The sequence below is a fragment of the Helicobacter sp. T3_23-1059 genome (assembly GCF_053654515.1).
In genome coordinates this window covers 77,806-93,458 of the sequence record NZ_JBSIUV010000002.1, presented here as the reverse complement: position 1 = coordinate 93,458, position 15,653 = coordinate 77,806, and the positions used below count along the sequence as shown (strand labels likewise).

The 15,653-nt window shown below is 40.9% G+C and carries 15 protein-coding genes; 5 read left to right on the top strand and 10 right to left on the bottom strand.

All coding sequences use genetic code 11. The features are described from left to right. Positions 1–145 precede the first annotated feature (145 nt). The 10 genes from mreC to hisF form a co-directional block, all read right to left on the bottom strand. On the bottom strand, positions 146–955 hold the full coding sequence (gene mreC / locus ACWIX0_RS01140) for a rod shape-determining protein MreC (RefSeq protein WP_454171210.1): 810 nt from the start codon (positions 953–955) through the stop codon (positions 146–148). A gap of 59 nt (positions 956–1,014) precedes the next feature. Next, positions 1,015–2,055, bottom strand: coding sequence for a rod shape-determining protein (locus tag ACWIX0_RS01135; protein ID WP_454171208.1), 1,041 nt, complete (start codon positions 2,053–2,055; stop codon positions 1,015–1,017). Positions 2,056–2,057: 2 nt separating this feature from the next. Then, positions 2,058–3,440 carry an ATP-dependent protease ATP-binding subunit ClpX gene (clpX, locus tag ACWIX0_RS01130; protein ID WP_454171206.1) on the bottom strand — a complete coding sequence of 461 codons (1,383 nt, stop codon included), beginning with the start codon at positions 3,438–3,440 and terminating at the stop codon, positions 2,058–2,060. Between the two features lie 14 nt (positions 3,441–3,454). Next, complete coding sequence (locus ACWIX0_RS01125; protein WP_454171204.1) at positions 3,455–3,679, bottom strand: hypothetical protein; 225 nt, start codon at positions 3,677–3,679, stop codon at positions 3,455–3,457. Next, positions 3,672–4,478 carry an acyl-ACP--UDP-N-acetylglucosamine O-acyltransferase gene (lpxA, locus tag ACWIX0_RS01120; RefSeq protein WP_454171202.1) on the bottom strand — a complete coding sequence of 269 codons (807 nt, stop codon included), beginning with the start codon at positions 4,476–4,478 and terminating at the stop codon, positions 3,672–3,674. Before lpxA ends, ACWIX0_RS01125 begins: the two co-directional genes overlap by 8 nt. Before the next feature lie 36 nt (positions 4,479–4,514). Next, positions 4,515–5,000, bottom strand: coding sequence for a 3-hydroxyacyl-ACP dehydratase FabZ (gene fabZ / locus ACWIX0_RS01115; RefSeq protein WP_454171201.1), 486 nt, complete (start codon positions 4,998–5,000; stop codon positions 4,515–4,517). Between the two features lie 456 nt (positions 5,001–5,456). Further along, positions 5,457–6,866, bottom strand: coding sequence for an epoxyqueuosine reductase QueH (locus tag ACWIX0_RS01110; RefSeq protein ID WP_454171200.1), 1,410 nt, complete (start codon positions 6,864–6,866; stop codon positions 5,457–5,459). A 156-nt stretch (positions 6,867–7,022) separates the two neighbouring features. Beyond that, positions 7,023–8,312, bottom strand: a complete 1,290-nt coding sequence (rlmN, locus tag ACWIX0_RS01105) for a 23S rRNA (adenine(2503)-C(2))-methyltransferase RlmN (protein WP_454171242.1) — start codon at positions 8,310–8,312, stop codon at positions 7,023–7,025. 224 nt (positions 8,313–8,536) lie between these two features. After that, entirely contained in the window at positions 8,537–9,262 is a 726-nt protein-coding gene (locus tag ACWIX0_RS01100) for a phosphorylase family protein (protein WP_454171198.1), read from the bottom strand. A gap of 97 nt (positions 9,263–9,359) precedes the next feature. Beyond that, positions 9,360–10,124, bottom strand: coding sequence for an imidazole glycerol phosphate synthase subunit HisF (hisF, locus tag ACWIX0_RS01095; protein ID WP_454171196.1), 765 nt, complete (start codon positions 10,122–10,124; stop codon positions 9,360–9,362). Between the two features lie 368 nt (positions 10,125–10,492). On the opposite strand from hisF, the gene ACWIX0_RS01090 reads away from it, so the two are divergent. The 5 genes from ACWIX0_RS01090 (at position 10,493) to ACWIX0_RS01070 (ending at position 15,541) form a co-directional block, all read left to right on the top strand. Further along, positions 10,493–11,593, top strand: a complete 1,101-nt coding sequence (locus ACWIX0_RS01090; protein WP_454171195.1) for a ribosomal RNA small subunit methyltransferase A — start codon at positions 10,493–10,495, stop codon at positions 11,591–11,593. 11 nt (positions 11,594–11,604) lie between these two features. Further along, entirely contained in the window at positions 11,605–13,656 is a 2,052-nt protein-coding gene (locus tag ACWIX0_RS01085; RefSeq protein WP_454171193.1) for a ribonuclease J, read from the top strand. Between the two features lie 112 nt (positions 13,657–13,768). Next, positions 13,769–14,782: a KpsF/GutQ family sugar-phosphate isomerase gene (locus ACWIX0_RS01080; RefSeq protein ID WP_454171191.1), complete on the top strand. Its 1,014-nt coding sequence runs from the start codon at positions 13,769–13,771 to the stop codon at positions 14,780–14,782. 60 nt (positions 14,783–14,842) lie between these two features. Continuing rightward, a complete protein-coding gene (locus ACWIX0_RS01075; protein ID WP_454171189.1) occupies positions 14,843–15,082 on the top strand; it encodes a DUF2443 family protein in 240 nt (79 codons plus the stop codon). 249 nt (positions 15,083–15,331) lie between these two features. After that, a complete protein-coding gene (locus ACWIX0_RS01070; RefSeq protein WP_454171187.1) occupies positions 15,332–15,541 on the top strand; it encodes a carbamoyltransferase N-terminal domain-containing protein in 210 nt (69 codons plus the stop codon). Positions 15,542–15,653 lie beyond the last annotated feature (112 nt).

Genomic DNA, 15,653 nt, shown 5'->3' with positions numbered 1-15,653 from the left:
TTTTTTATAAAAATATTGCTACAAAGCCCAAAAAATAGGCTACAAAAAACTTTAGCTTAAGCCCACGCAAAATCCGCTAAGCAAACCAAAAACCCCGCCAATCTCGCTAATCCGCTGATAAATTAGCCCGACAACAAAACTGCGACTAAAATGGATTTGCTTCCTCCACACTTTGTGTCTTAGCACCTGTATCCACTAGCCACACATACCCTAGCGTAGAGCTTTGGGCATAGGGCTTTATCTCTGCGCTGATATACCCAAAATCCGTATTTACAGCACTCACTTCCCCCACCAAAATCCCCTCGATAAATATCCCGTCCATTCCGCTAGTTCGCACTTGATCACCCACTTTTACCTTGTGCCATAGTGGGATAAAATCCGCCGTTACGCGATTGCTACTAAGGGCTGAATTATGCACGATAGCAGGGACTTTTTCATCACCGATATGCACGCTATACGCGCTTTTTTTATCGCCATTAAAAAACCCCATCACCTTTTGCCCGTCAATAAGGGCGATTCCTAGCACCATATTATCCCGCACTATCCCAAAGATTCTGTCTTTTGGATAATCTTTTGCATCAAAATTTATCCACACGCGATTATAATCCCCCATACCCACATACGAATAAATCCGCGCAGGCAAGAAACTAGCGTCATTATGAAAAGAATGCTGCGTGTCAAACACCGATAGCGCGTCTAGCTCTGATTGTGTATGAAGTAGCTGAAGTTTTAGTTTTTCGTAGTCTTGTAGTTTTGCTTTGTATGATTCGATACTTGAGGCTTGATTTAGGTATTTTTGATAGCCAAGTGAGATTCCCTCTTTTGCATTTAGCACGAGGGTTTTTATGCTATCACTCACTGCCATAATACCATTTTGCAAAAATTTACTAGAATCTATGGCGATAAAAAGCACCGCCATAAGCACGACAATAAAGCTAAGTGATTGATAGCGCATTTGCTTTGTCTTTTTGTGTTTTTAGTTAGCGTATCGTAGTTTAGATTTTGCGCGATTTTTTATTGATAGTTTGCCGTATTATACACAGCATCTATCTCTTCTAATGCCTTGCCCGTGCCTTTTGCCACCGCTAGCAAAGGCTCATCGCCGATAAACACAGGCAATTTAATCGTATCGCTTAGATACCTATCTAGCCCACGGATAAGCGCACCACCGCCTGTTAGCGTTAGCCCATTTTCTACCAAATCCCCTGCCAAATCCGCAGGCACGGATTCTATCACGCTTTTTACCGCAGAGCTGATTTCTCGTAGTTGATCTTTCATCGCCTCTCGTATATCCTCACTTGTAAGCGTTATCGTGTCTAATAGCCCGCTTACTTGGTCGCGTCCCTTGACTTCCATTGATAGCATATTATCTAGCGGGGCTGCTGCGCCGATTTCGATTTTTATCTCTTCGCCTAGTCGCTCGCCGATAAGCAGATTATGATGCTTGCGGACATAATTTACAATCGCCAAATCGATTTTATCCCCCGCCACGCGCACGGATTTGGATATGACAAGCCCGCCTAGAGAGATTACGCCGATTTCAGTAGTCCCGCCGCCAATATCTACGATAAGACTCCCTTGAGGCTCTTTGATAGGCAATCCCGCGCCAATCGCTGCTGCCATAGGCTCTTCGATAAGAAAAACCTCTCTAGCACCCGCACTCATTGCGGATTCTTTCACAGCTTTGCGCTCCACACCTGTAAGCCCATAAGGCACGCACACCATTATACGCGGACGCACCAACGCCTTGCGATTATGCGCTTTTTGGATAAAGTGGCGAATCATCTTTTCAGTTACATCAAAATCCGCAATCACCCCATCTTTCATCGGGCGAATCACTTGGATTCCATTAGGTGTTTTTCCCACCATTTCCTTTGCTTCATAGCCCACAGCGACTATCTCGCCATCTCTATCAAACCTATCCACACGCACCGCTACTATGCTTGGCTCATTGACAACGATTCCTTGCCCTTTGACAAGCACGAGGGTATTTGCCGTGCCCAAATCTATCGCCACATCGTGGGAGAACATTCCTATGACTTTGTTAAACAACACTTTTACGCTCCTTTTACTTTAGAGATTTTTTTGTGCTTTATGAGCAATGGTTTGGATTTTTGCTCGACACATTCTTTTGTGATGACAACTTCGTGCTCTCTCATCGAGGGCAAGTCAAACATAATATCTGTCATAAAATCCTCGATAATCGCCCTAAGCCCTCTAGCACCCGTCTTTCTAGCTATGGCAAGCTCCGCGATAGATTCTATCGCCTCCTTTTCAAAGCTAAGTTTGACATTATCATCGACTTCAAAAAGTTTTTGATACTGCTTTATAAGCGAGTTTTTGGGCTTGGTAAGAATATCTATCATCGCTTCTTTTGTGATAGGCTGCAAAGTAGCGATGATATGGAGTCGCCCGATAAGCTCGGGGATAAGCCCATAGCTTACCAAATCATCTGGCTCCACTAGATTTAGCACATCTTTTTGCTCGGATTTTGTTTTTTGTATCTGTCCAAATCCAAGCACATTATCCCCCATTCTGCGCTGGATAATCTCACCCAAACCATCAAAAGCACCCCCACAAATAAACAAAATATTTGTCGTATCGATTTGGACAAACCGCTCATTTGGGTGCTTTCTGCCACCTTTTTCAGAGATATTTACCACACTTCCTTCAATGATTTTTAGCAACGCTTGCTGCACGCCCTCTCCGCTTACATCGCGCGTGATAGAGCGGTTTTCACTTAAGCGAGAGATTTTGTCAATCTCATCAATAAACACGATTCCTCTTTGCGTCTTTTCTATATCGCCATCAGCGGCTTGATAAAGCCTTGTTAGGATATTTTCGACATCTTCGCCCACATAGCCCGCTTCGGTTAGGCTTGTGGCATCGCTTATGGCGATAGGCACATCTAAAAATCTAGCCAAAGTCTGTGCCATAAGAGTTTTGCCACTGCCTGTGGGACCGATAAGCAAGATATTAGATTTTGCGATTTCGACATCATCATTTGTAGATTCTGCAGAATCCTGCGCGATAGGCGAAGCCATAGAAGAAGTCTGCACTTTTTGGTGTGTTTGTTGAGATTGTTGGGTTTGCAAATTATTTGCGATTCGCTTGTAGTGATTATATATCGCTACGCAAAAGACTTTCTTTGCTTCCTCCTGCCCGATGACATATTCATCAAGTTTTGCCTTTAGTTCCTTAGGGCTTGGCACTTTGCTATGGGATAAGTCAAGGTTTAGAGACTGCTTTTGCGTGCTAAGAGAGATTTTCCTAGAGCCAAAAATCGGATCTAAAAACTCCTTATAAATCGCGCTAATACAAGGCAAACAAATAAACGCAAAAGCATTGCCTGTATCGTTTGGATTAGGATATTTCGCACGCAATCCCTGCCTATGCTCTCCGATAGCGTTTCCACAAAAATTACAAACAGCTTGATTCATACACTGCCTCTCTATTATAGATTCTCTTTTGAAGTTTTTGTTTTTATAGACGCGCTATTTTGGGCATCATAGCCAAAATCTAGTCCAAAAACTACGATATTACTCGCATTATTTGTGTTATGTAGTTTTGCAAAAATAAGCCCCACTTGCCCAATATTTTTGTGCAAATTTTGACACACCATTTGCAAACCTCGCTTAAAATCCGCCACAAATAACACAAATAAACTGATTTTAGGCATTTTCCACCTCGACTTTTCGCAATGGAATCCCCCTCTGTGAGCCAACCACAAATTCACAGATTTTCTTAATAGATTCTTTTTTGGTAGATTTTTCCATAGAATCTAGTGTTTTTTGCGCAAACTCTCGCATAGACACCGCAGCAAAAAGCTCCTTATAAAAATGACTTATCTCATCAATCTCTTTGCTGTCAAAAAGTTTTCGCATTCTATGTTTATTTAGCCCGCGGATTACCGCCCTATTTCCCTCTGCCATACAAAATGGCGGAATATCTTGACTTAACGCGCTAGCCCCCGCTATCATCGCCCCATCGCCGATTTGGACAAACTGATGCACGGGCGTCATTCCGCCGATATTCACAAAATCCCCTATTTTGATATGCCCACCAAGCGTAGCATTATTTGCCAAAATGCAGTGATTTCCCACCACACAATCGTGCGCTATATGCACAAACGCCATAAACAAATTATTATCCCCGATGATTGTCTTGCTAATCCCGCCCTCTGTCCCGGGGTTAAACATACAATGCTCGCGGATAATGTTATTATCCCCGATGATTAGCTCGACTTTTTCGCCCGTATATTTTAAATCCTGCGGAATCGTCCCAAGCACTGCGTAAGGAAAAATCGTGTTATTTTTACCTATAGTAGTGTCGCCCAAAATCGTTACGCCATTATACAGCTTGCACCCCTCGCCGATTTTTACCCCCTCGCCAATCACGCAAAAATCGCCAATATCCACACCATCAGCGATTTGCGCACCATTTGCGATAACGGCTGTTTGTGCGATTTGTGCTTTCACTTTTTGTTCTCCTACAAGATTTTTTATAGATTTTACTTATGTCGCACTTGTCGTGCTAGATTCTGCGCTATCATTATCAGCCACCATCGCTTTTAGCTCGGCTTCGCACACTAGCTTGCCATCTACAAACGCCTCCCCTCTAAGCGACCACACAGCACCTTTATGCTTTAGCACACTCAAACGATACTCTAATCTATCGCCGGGCACCACAGGCGAGCGAAACTTCACGCCATCAATCGTCATAAAATACACAATCTTATTTTCCGCAGCTTTTACATCATCGCCCCACATACTCACAAACGCTAGCACGCCCCCAGCCTGCGCCATTCCCTCGATAATCATAACTCCCGGATAAATAGGCTTACTAGGGAAATGCCCCAAAAAAACCTGCTCATTTGCCGTGATATTTTTATACCCTTCAATTAGCGTGTCTTTTTCTAGTTTGGTAATCCTATCGACAAGCAAAAGCGGGTATCTATGTGGCAATATTTTTTTAATCGCGTTAATATCCATTATGCTCATAGCTCACACCTTGTATCGCGTGTATCTTATACGCCATATCTCAAACGCTTTTATCAATCCCTACTAACAAAAACCACCAAAAAACACCTGCAAAACGCAAAACATTTTTGTTTTGTTGGGCTAGATTTTTGCCAAAGTGGTTTTTATAGATTTTAGATAGATTTTTGCTAATCGCACCAAAAGTTTGAGATTTGCGCTAAAACGCAAGATTATACACAATTTTTGATAATGTTTTATATGATTTTAAGCGGATTTCATAATAATTTTGCATAAAATAGTGGCATTTTTTATGTTTTTTGGTTAAATTTAGCATTTTTTAGCACATTTTTTTAGATTTTTTGTTTGCAAAATCCATTTTTACAATCTTTTGTGATAACTTTTACACGATTTTTTACGATGCAACACCCAAAAAACACAACCACCACAAAGCCACACAAAATCCAAAATGCACCAAACCTATTCAATCTCTATAATTTCAAACACTTTTTCATCTTGAAAAAATGATTCTATATGAAGCGAGATAGATTTTTGACTTGCGGGGATTTTGTGTTTTTGACTTGCAAAAATTTGTTTTGTGGATTTTGGTAAATCCTCTCTTGCAAAATCTAGCATTTTTTGATTTTCCAAATCAGCATTTGCTCCAAACGCACCAATACACAAACAATCATCAACCACCACGATAGGATTTATCGACTCATACCCACAAAGCCTATATCGCAAATCAAGCTCTTTTTCGTATTTTACAGGGTTTCTAGCTATCTCGCTCACGCCCTCATATTTCGCATTCACAAGGGTATTAAAACTTTTTAGTGGCAAAAATATCGTGTCATCTTTTGGGCTAATGCCAATAGTGATTTTGGTAGCATTTTTGGTGTGTTTTTGCGCTAGATTTTGCTTATCTTTTGTGGATATTTCCTCTAAAATCTTTGTAGATTTTGCATTCCTTTTTATATGGGGTATGTGTTTTTCTTGCCCGCTTAGACAAACCTCATCACAAGATTCCACCACACTAGAATCCACCACAAAATCATCACTCAACCCCCTACCCAAATCCACCAAAATTTCTACCCAGCTTAGTAGCTCCATTTTCACTTTTTTTGATTCAGAGTGCGCTAGCACATAGTTAGATACAGACTCCCCATTTACAAATAGCGTATGTTTTAGCACGCGATAGACACGCTTTTTTCTCTGCGTCAAAATATATTTTTTACCCTGTTTTTCTAGCGCGTCCCGCTTAGCAAATACTGCGATTCGCTCTTCAATGCTCGCAGGCAAATCTCGCCTGCCAATATCACTCATCATTTCCAAGCTATATCGCCCCTGCTTTTCTCGCTGTTTTTCTAGCGCGTATTTACACCCACAATAATTCTGCCGATAGAGATTGTCTCGCTTAGCAAGCGCATTTTGCTTATTTACGCCACCATTTGCACGGACATTGATTTTGACAAAATCTAAATTTTTTGCCCGCGCGATAATATCCCCCTGCGTGTAGAGAATCTCCTGCTCTTTCATAGGGCTTGCAAGTAGCGTGCTAGTAAATCGCGCTTCGCCTATCTCGCTCGCCACTTCCGCGCTTCGCTCTAGCCGAATGTCAAAACACCTCTCACACCGCTTGCCTTTCTCTGGCTCTTCCTCTAGCCCACGCACACCCTCTATCCACTCATCTGTATCATATCGCCCCTCTATGAGCCTCACTCCTAGCATCTCACAGCTCCTGCGCACATCTTGCAATCGCAAATCGTGTTCAGATTTTGGGTGAATGTTTGGATTATAAAAAAAACCGATAAGATTTTCGCTAGGATATATTTTTTGCAATTCGCTCAAAAAATAATGACTATCTACCGAACAACAAATATGCACCAACATTGTTTATCCTTATTTTATTTTGTTTATTTGACTTTGTATCATTTTTTTGCATTTGGTTTTTGCTAATCTTTTTTATCATCTCGTATAAAATACAGATATCCACCGATACCACCCACTAGCACTAGTAGCAAAAACACAAGCAAAAACACCTCTAAACTATCCATTTTGATTCTCCTTTTGTGTAGATTTTGATATGGATTTTGCTTTGTCGATCCTAGTATGATGAGGCATTGTAGTTTTTATAGAGGCATCTATGTTTGCCTTGTCAATATATTTTTTATCCAAACTAGAATCCAAATCATTCACAAATGTTTCATATGAAACATTTTTATGCAAATCATTGTTTTTGTTTCCGTCATCATTTTGCTTTGTGTTATGCAGTTTTTTCTCACGCAGTTGCCCACAAGCAGCCGAAATATCCACGCCCTTAGATTCTCGTATGGTAGCTAGCAAACCTTTTGACACGAGAAAATCAGCAAACTCTTTCACTTTTTTCATTTCTGGGCGTTGATATTTTGACTCTTTATGCGGGTTAAATAGTATCAAATTTACCTTTGATTTTATCCCGTTTAATAGTTTTAGTAGCTTTTTTGCGCTCTCCAAATCATCGTTTATATCCTTTATCACAAGGTATTCAAACATTACGCGTTTGCGAGTGTCTATGGGAAATCGCCTCACAGCCTCAATCACCGCTTCAATATTATAAGTCTTGTTTATGGGCATAAGTTTGCTTCGTAGTCCATCATCTACCGCGTGCAACGAAATCGCCAACTGAATCCCCAAATGCAACTTACCTAGATTTTCTATCTGCGGAGCGATACCGCTCGTAGAAATCGTCTGTCTTTTGGGCGAAATCGCCAGCCCATCTAGCTCGCTAAGGATTTTTATCGCCCTTACCACCTCATCAAAATTATGCAATGGCTCTCCCATACCCATAAACACGATATTTACTCGTTTGTGAGATTCTAGGGCGTTATCTCTTTTTAGGAAAACCACTTGCTCGACTATCTCTCCCGCACTTAGATTTCGCACAAATCCCCCTCGAGCCGTAGAGCAAAAAGAGCAACCAACCTTGCAACCGATTTGACTAGAGAGGCAAAAAGTCCATTTTTCACTTGCTAAAATCTTGCCGTTTTCATCGTGTATTTTATCGCGCATCTTGATACACACCGACTCAAAACAATGCCCATCGCTTGCCTCAAAAAGATATTTTTGCGTGCCATCTTTGCTTTTTTCTTTGGTGATTAGATTTAGATTTTGCGCTGTAAAATCCCTGCTTAAAATCCCGCGCAAATCTTTTGGTAAATTTATCATTTTAGCAAAATCATTTTCATAGCGAACATATAGCCAATTATAAATCTGCTTTGCTCGATATGGTGGAAATTTTTGGATTAGATTTTGCACAAGATTTTGCTGTGGCGTTTGTGATGATTTTTGTGGCGACATTTGTGGTGGATTTTGTTTTGTGCTAGTTTGTGCTAGATTTTCCTCTTTAGCTAGTTTTTGGGCAAAATCTAGCGCGGATTTTCTACATTGCGCAGATTTTTCATAGGAAAATCCATCAGTCAAAATCCCCTCTAGCTCTTTCAAAGCAAAACCATAAATATTGATTTTGCTAGGCTCACGATTTTTTAGACTTGTGCTTTGATTTTTACTCATCGGCAGCTCATTTATTTGTTTTCACAGCTTCTAGGCAATATATTTTGTATCAAATCCTCCAGCCTAGATTTTGCCTCGCTATGATTTTCCAAAAAATCCTTATGCGCATTTTCATCGCAATAGTTTGTTACACAAAAAATCCCCATAGCAGGCACACCAAAAGTTTGTGCCACTTTCATCACGGCAAAAAATTCCATATTTTCTAGCAAGATTCCAGCCTTTGCCATTTGCTTTGCCACCCCCTCATCAGTCGTTATATAGTTTGAAGAATTCACCACTGCACTTTTTATCTGTCTTTTTATCGCGCTAGATTTTTTTACATTTTGTTGCGCCAATGTTTTAAATGTTTCATATGAAACATTTTTTTTTGCATTTTTTTGCTCCGTATCCGCGACATTACCCATAGCATTATTTTTGTCGCAAAAAAATTTTTTACCCAAAACCACCCCAAAAATATCAAAATCCACCTCCTCCATTTTTACCACATTGTCTATCGGCGTATAGCTCCCTCCTTTTAAAAAGCTAGATTCTATCTGTGTCGCCTCTACCGAAAAAAACATATCACCTATCAAAATCTCTTTGCTATACGCCCCAACACTCCCCACAAAAATGATATTTTTCACTTCCCTCGCCCCGCCTAGCAATAGCCTAGCTAGCCCCAAGCTAGCCTCCACTAGCCCCACACCTATAGGCGTGGCATAGCATAGATTTTCATTTTTCCCAGCACATACTAGCATTTATATCACTCCCATTTTTAAAAAACCATAAAATTTTTCAACAACACAAAATCCACCACGCGCACACAAAACCACACAAAAACATTAAAATCCACCCTCATATCCTAACCGCGATACCACGACTATGCAGGTAACTTTTTAGTTCACCGATAGAAATCTCATCATTATGAAATATGCTCGCAGCCAATGCCGCATCAGCCACTCCAAGCTCAAATACCTCTGCTATGTCGCTCATCTTGCCAGCCCCACCAGACGCGATGATAGGTATATCCACCACTTCGCGCAATGCCCTTAACCCCTCCAAATCATATCCCACCTTTGTCCCATCTGTATCCATACTCGTATGCAGGATTTCCCCCGCGCCATTATCCTCGCAGATTTTTGCCCACTGACACAGCTCCAGCTCCACTCTCTCTCGCCCACCTTTGATATACACTTCTTTTTTGTGTGGATTCTCACTTGATGAGCGCGTATCGATAGCCACCACCACGCATTGAGAGCCAAATCGTTTTGCTGCTTGCGCCACTAGGCTAGGATTTTTTATCGCCGCGCTATTTAGGCTGATTTTATCCGCGCCAGCATTTAGCAGGGCATACATATCTTCTAGGCTAGAGATTCCCCCGCCAATGGTTAGCGGGACATACACTTCTTTTGCGATTTTTTCACATAGCGACACGATAGTTTTTCGATGCTCAAAAGACGCCGTTATATCTAGCAAGACGATTTCATCAGCCCCAGCGTCATTATAGATTTTTGCTAGCTCCACAGGATTGCCCACGCTTTGTAGTCCTACAAAATTCACCCCCTTTACCACCTGCCCATCTTTTATATCCAAACAGGGGATAATCCGTCTTGCTAGCATTTAGATTCCTTTTGTTATTACTTTTTTGTCAAAATCTACTTTTTTCACACGCGCTTTTTGCATCAAACCAAACAAAAACAACGCAAATTTTTATGCGCAATCATAGCATTTTTTAGTCCTTTTTGCCTATTTTTTGGCGATACTAGGGATATATTTAGGCTATTTTACGCATTTTGATATGTATTTTTGACAAACTTTAGCCACAATTAACAAAAACTTCGCTACAATACCTCCCAAAAATGCAAAATACTTTTATAAATAGATGCCACATTCAAGCCACAACTACAAGGTGCAATCACACAAAATGATAAAACAACACAGGCATACATTTATAAAAGGATTTTCCAGCAAAAGACAGAAAAAACATAATGCAAACAAACCAAGACATTAAACCCAAAAAGCATTATGGACAGAATTTTTTAAAAGATTCTATAATCATAGACAAAATCCTCCAAGCAAGCTCCGAGCTATACAAAAGCACTAAAGCTTCGCTAGAGCATAAGGCACTAAAGCCACTAGAATCCAAAATAACGCAATCCCCACAAGAAAATAGAGGGAGGAATCTGCGAGATTTTGATACGCACTCTAGCACAGATTCTAGCACAGAGGCTTTAGACAAAAAAGCACAAAATCTAGCTCTTGTAGAAATCGGTGTTGGCTTGGGTGATTTATCCATTCAGCTTTTGAGTCTCGCCCCTCTCATAGCCTATGAGATTGATGAGACTCTGTGTTCTTTTGTATTGCAACGATTTAAAAGCGAGAATCTAGCAAATGATTTTGATTTGAGGCAAGTAGATGTGCTATCCCTGCCTTTTGCCATAGATGCGCAAAAAAGCAAAGAAACAACCAAAAATAAGCAGGGAAAAACCAAACAAAATAGCCATCAAAAAAAAGCCCCGCAAAATCTAAAATCTAGCCCGACTACCTCTTGGCTTGCTAGCACGCCCTATGTGCTTATCTCAAATCTCCCCTACTACATCGCCACGCGCATTATCCTTACCGCGCTAAAAGACCCGTTTTGTTTGGGCTTTGTGGTGATGACGCAAAAAGAAGTCGCGGACAAATTCTGCGCTACAAGCGGGGATAGCAGATTTTGCGCTCTCTCTGTGTTAGCACAAAGCGTAGGCGAGATAAAGTGGCTTTTTGATGTGCCAAAAGAGGCTTTTAAGCCTATGCCAAAGGTAACTTCATCGGTATTTAGCCTACGCAAAAATCACAAAATAAGCCAAGCCAGAGGGCAACATTATGCCACGCTAGATTTTAAGCTAGATTTTTATGAGTTTGAAAACTTGCTAAAAACTGCCTTTTCCTCCCCTAGAAAAAAGCTGTTTTCAAACCTAGCAACGCGCTATGAAAAAAGCATATTAGAGGAAATTTTTGCTACGCTTAGCTTACCTCTAGAGACAAGGGCGCACGAGCTTTGCACACAGGAATATCACCACATTTTCACAAAACTTCACAAAATCTAAAAGGATAAAAAATGGACAACAACACAAACAACGAACAACAAAAAAGAGGATTTTTCTCTCGCTTTAGCAAAAAAGACGGACAAAATCCCCAAAATCACCAAGACAGAAACGACAACTCCAAAAAAGAGCGCGACAACCAACGACAAAACCACCAAAGCAGACCCCACCACAGCTCACAACACCCACAAAACACCCAAAATCCACCACAAAAAAGACAATTTCCAAACTCTAGATTTCAAGGAATCCAAGATTCAAACAGAGTGGCTAGAGGTGGGGCTAGAGAAGTGCAGGGCGCAAAAGAAAAAGGCAATTTAGAATTTCACAAAGACTTAAAAAAAGGCGTAGAGACAAACACGAGAATCCAAAAAAATAGCCTAAATCCACACAACAAACTAGACCTCTCCACCAAAGAAAAAATCAAAATCACTCCACTAGGAGGACTAGGCGAAATCGGTGGAAATATGATGGTGATGGAGAGCGAAAATAGCGCGATTATCATCGATGTGGGTATGAGTTTCCCAGAAGAAAATATGCACGGCGTGGATATTCTTATCCCAGATTTTAGTTACCTGCACTCTATCAAAAGCAAAGTCGCAGGCATAGTCATAACCCACGCCCACGAAGACCACATAGGCGCAGTCCCGTATCTTTTTAAAGAATTACAATTTCCACTTTATGGCACGCCTCTAGCATTAGGAATGATAGGCGCGAAATTTGATGAGCACGGGTTAAAACAATTCCGCCCGATGCTAAAAGTCGTCCAAAAACGCCAGCCCGTCCAAATCGGCGATTTTGAAATCGAATGGATTCATATCACGCATTCTATTATTGATTCTAGCGCGTTAGGGATTCGCACCCAAGCAGGTATCATTTTACACACAGGGGATTTCAAAATCGACCACACGCCTATTGACAACCTCCCCACAGATTTGCACCGACTAGCGCATTATGGCGAAGAGGGCGTTATGCTACTTCTTAGCGACTCGACAAACTCTCACAAAAGCGGCTGCACACAGAGCGAAGCCACTGTGGGACCGACATTTGATGCGTTGTTTAAAAGCGCGCAAGGACGCGTGATAATGAGCACATTTAGCTCAAATATCCACCGCGTCTATCAAGCAATCACTTATGGGCTAAAATACGGACGCAAAGTCTGTGTCATCGGCCGTTCTATGGAAAAAAATATCGAAATCGCACGCGAGCTAGGCTACATAGATTTGCCAAACAACATTTTCATCGAAGCTCACGAAGTAGAAAAATACCCTGATAATGACATTTTAATCGTTACCACAGGCTCACAAGGCGAAACAATGAGTGCGCTATATCGTATGGCAACTGATGAACACCGCCATATCAAAATCAAATCTAGCGATTTGATAATCCTCTCAGCCAAAGCCATACCGGGCAATGAAGGAAGCGTTTCAGCCGTGCTAAATTTCCTTATGAAAGCAGGTGCGAGCGTGGCTTACCAAGATTTTAGCGAAATCCATGTAAGCGGACACGCCGCACAAGAAGAACAAAAACTAATGCTCCGCCTCATAAAGCCTAAATTTTTCTTACCCGTGCACGGCGAATACAACCATGTCGCTAAGCACAAAGACACCGCCATAAGATGTGGCGTGCCAGAGAAAAATATATTGCTAATGGAAGATGGCGACCAAATCGAAGTAAATCCAAGCTACATAAAAAAAGTCGGCAATGTCAAATCAGGCAAAGTCTTTATCGACAACCAAGCCTGCAAAGAGATAGACGCACCCACATTGCAAGATAGAAAAGATTTGGCAGATAGCGGGATAGTTAGCATTGTCGCATTTGTCTCAAAATCCGAGCAAAAACTCCGCTCACTTGAAATCCAAATGGTAGGCGTAGCAAATCAAAACGAGCAAAAAGAGCTAGAAAAAGAAGTGCAAGGCACGCTAGAAATGGCGATTCGCACGATTAAAAAAGAAACGATGAATTCTAAGGGGCATTTAGAAGCAGAATTGCGAAATATCGTCCGCAAATTGCTATTTAAAAAGCTAAAAAAATACCCCGCGATAATGATGCACATCTTTACGGCATAAATCTTGCTTTGATTTTGCTAGGGAATTTAGTCATAAAGCAAAATCTAGCAAATTAGATTTTAGCAAAATCAAAGTCTAGTCAATCAAAGTCTAGTCAATAAGGAACAAACCCTTGAAAAACGATTTTAGCAAATTAGATTTTAGTCAAATCGCTTCAAATATCTTGCAAGATGAGGCAAAAGCATTGCTTGAGGCTGCCTCATCATTGCGACAAATCCTACCAAATGACAAACTACAAAAAATCATCTCTCTTATCTTAGAATCCACCTCACAAAATGGCAAACTAATCATCACAGGCATAGGCAAAAGCGGGCATATCGCTAGCAAAATCGCAGCTACTCTTGCCTCCACAGGCACGCCTAGCTTTTTTTTGCACCCTAGCGAAGCATTGCACGGGGATTTGGGTATGGTAGGCAAAAACGACATTGTGCTAGCTATTAGTTATAGTGGGACTTCTAGCGAAGTGCTAGCCATACTGCCCCATCTACAATCCCGCGCAAAAGCAATCATCACTATGAGCAAGTCAAAAGATTGCGCTCTAAGCGCGTATTCGCCGTTTTTTTTGCCTATCTTTGTAGAGAGTGAAGCCTGCCCTATCAAAAGTGCTCCGATGAGTAGCACCACGCTAACTCTTGCTATGGGAGATGCCCTAGCTGCGTGCCTAATGCACGCTAGAGATTTTAGCAAACAAGATTTTGGCTCTTTGCACCCCGGAGGTGCGCTAGGACGCAGACTTTTTGTCAAAATCAAAGACATAATGCAAAAAGACAACCTCCCTATAATCAGCGAAAAAACCACGCTAAAAGAAGCTATCATAGAAATGAGCCAAAAGCGACTAGGCAACGCCATAATCACGGATAAAAATCAAAAACCAATAGGCGTTTTAAGCGATGGGGATTTGCGCAGGGCGATGATGAGTGAGGATTTTTGCCTAGAATCTAGCGCGCTAAACTACGCTAGCAAAAATCCAAAAACTTGCAACGATGAAAACCTACTAGCTAGCCAAGCCCTAGCCATCATCGAGCAAAGCAAAATCCAGCTACTTATCATCACCGATAAAAACGGCGTTTTAAAAGGCGTGCTACATATCCACACCCTGCTAGATGCGGGGATAACGCGAGATTAGCTTAGCAATTTTGCTTTTTGTAATACAGCGATACACACAAAATCTAAAAAAGGAGCGAAAATGTTTGAAAAAATCAACGAAATCATCGCAAATATCGAGGAAATCCGCGATGAAATCACTATCTTGCTAGGAATGGCAAAGATTAGTTTTGTGGATTATATAATGATAAAGCGAGGCTCTATGGATATGCCAGAGGGGATTCAAAACTCCGTGTGGGAGCACCTAAACGAAGAAGTAGATAAACTAAAAGCCCAAATAGATTTGCTAAACAAACTCAAACGCGAAATGCTTGTATTTTAGGGTTTTTATCATCACAAAACTTGCTAAAACGAGTCATAGAAAATCGTCACAAAAATTGTCCAAAAATTGTTATTGTTAGGCATTGTAAATTCCGCAGACAAGACACAAAAAAGCATATCTTAAAAAATAAAAACTTTTGTCATATTCAAGCAAAGCATCTCAAAAACATTAAAAAAGCAAAATCTATTAAGAATTTCTAGCTAAAGTTTCAAATCGATTATTTTAAAACACTTACAACAAAGGCAAATTATGATTACTTTAGGCATTAGCGCGTATTACCACGATAGCGCGATAGCGATTTTGGACGATGAAAAAATAATCTTTGCCCTGCAAGAAGAGCGACTATCGCGCAAAAAAGCAGATGATAGATTCCCCGCATTAGCGATAAAATCCGCGCTTAACTACATAAATAGCACGAATTTATTGGGCTTTAAAGCAGAGAGAGAGAGAACAGCTTAACCTTAAATCTAGCTTAAATTTCACATTAAACGCATTAGATTCTACTTCAAACACTTTTTCAAAATCCACTTTAAACCCAACAAAACAAGATTTTCCACAAAATCCAACGATT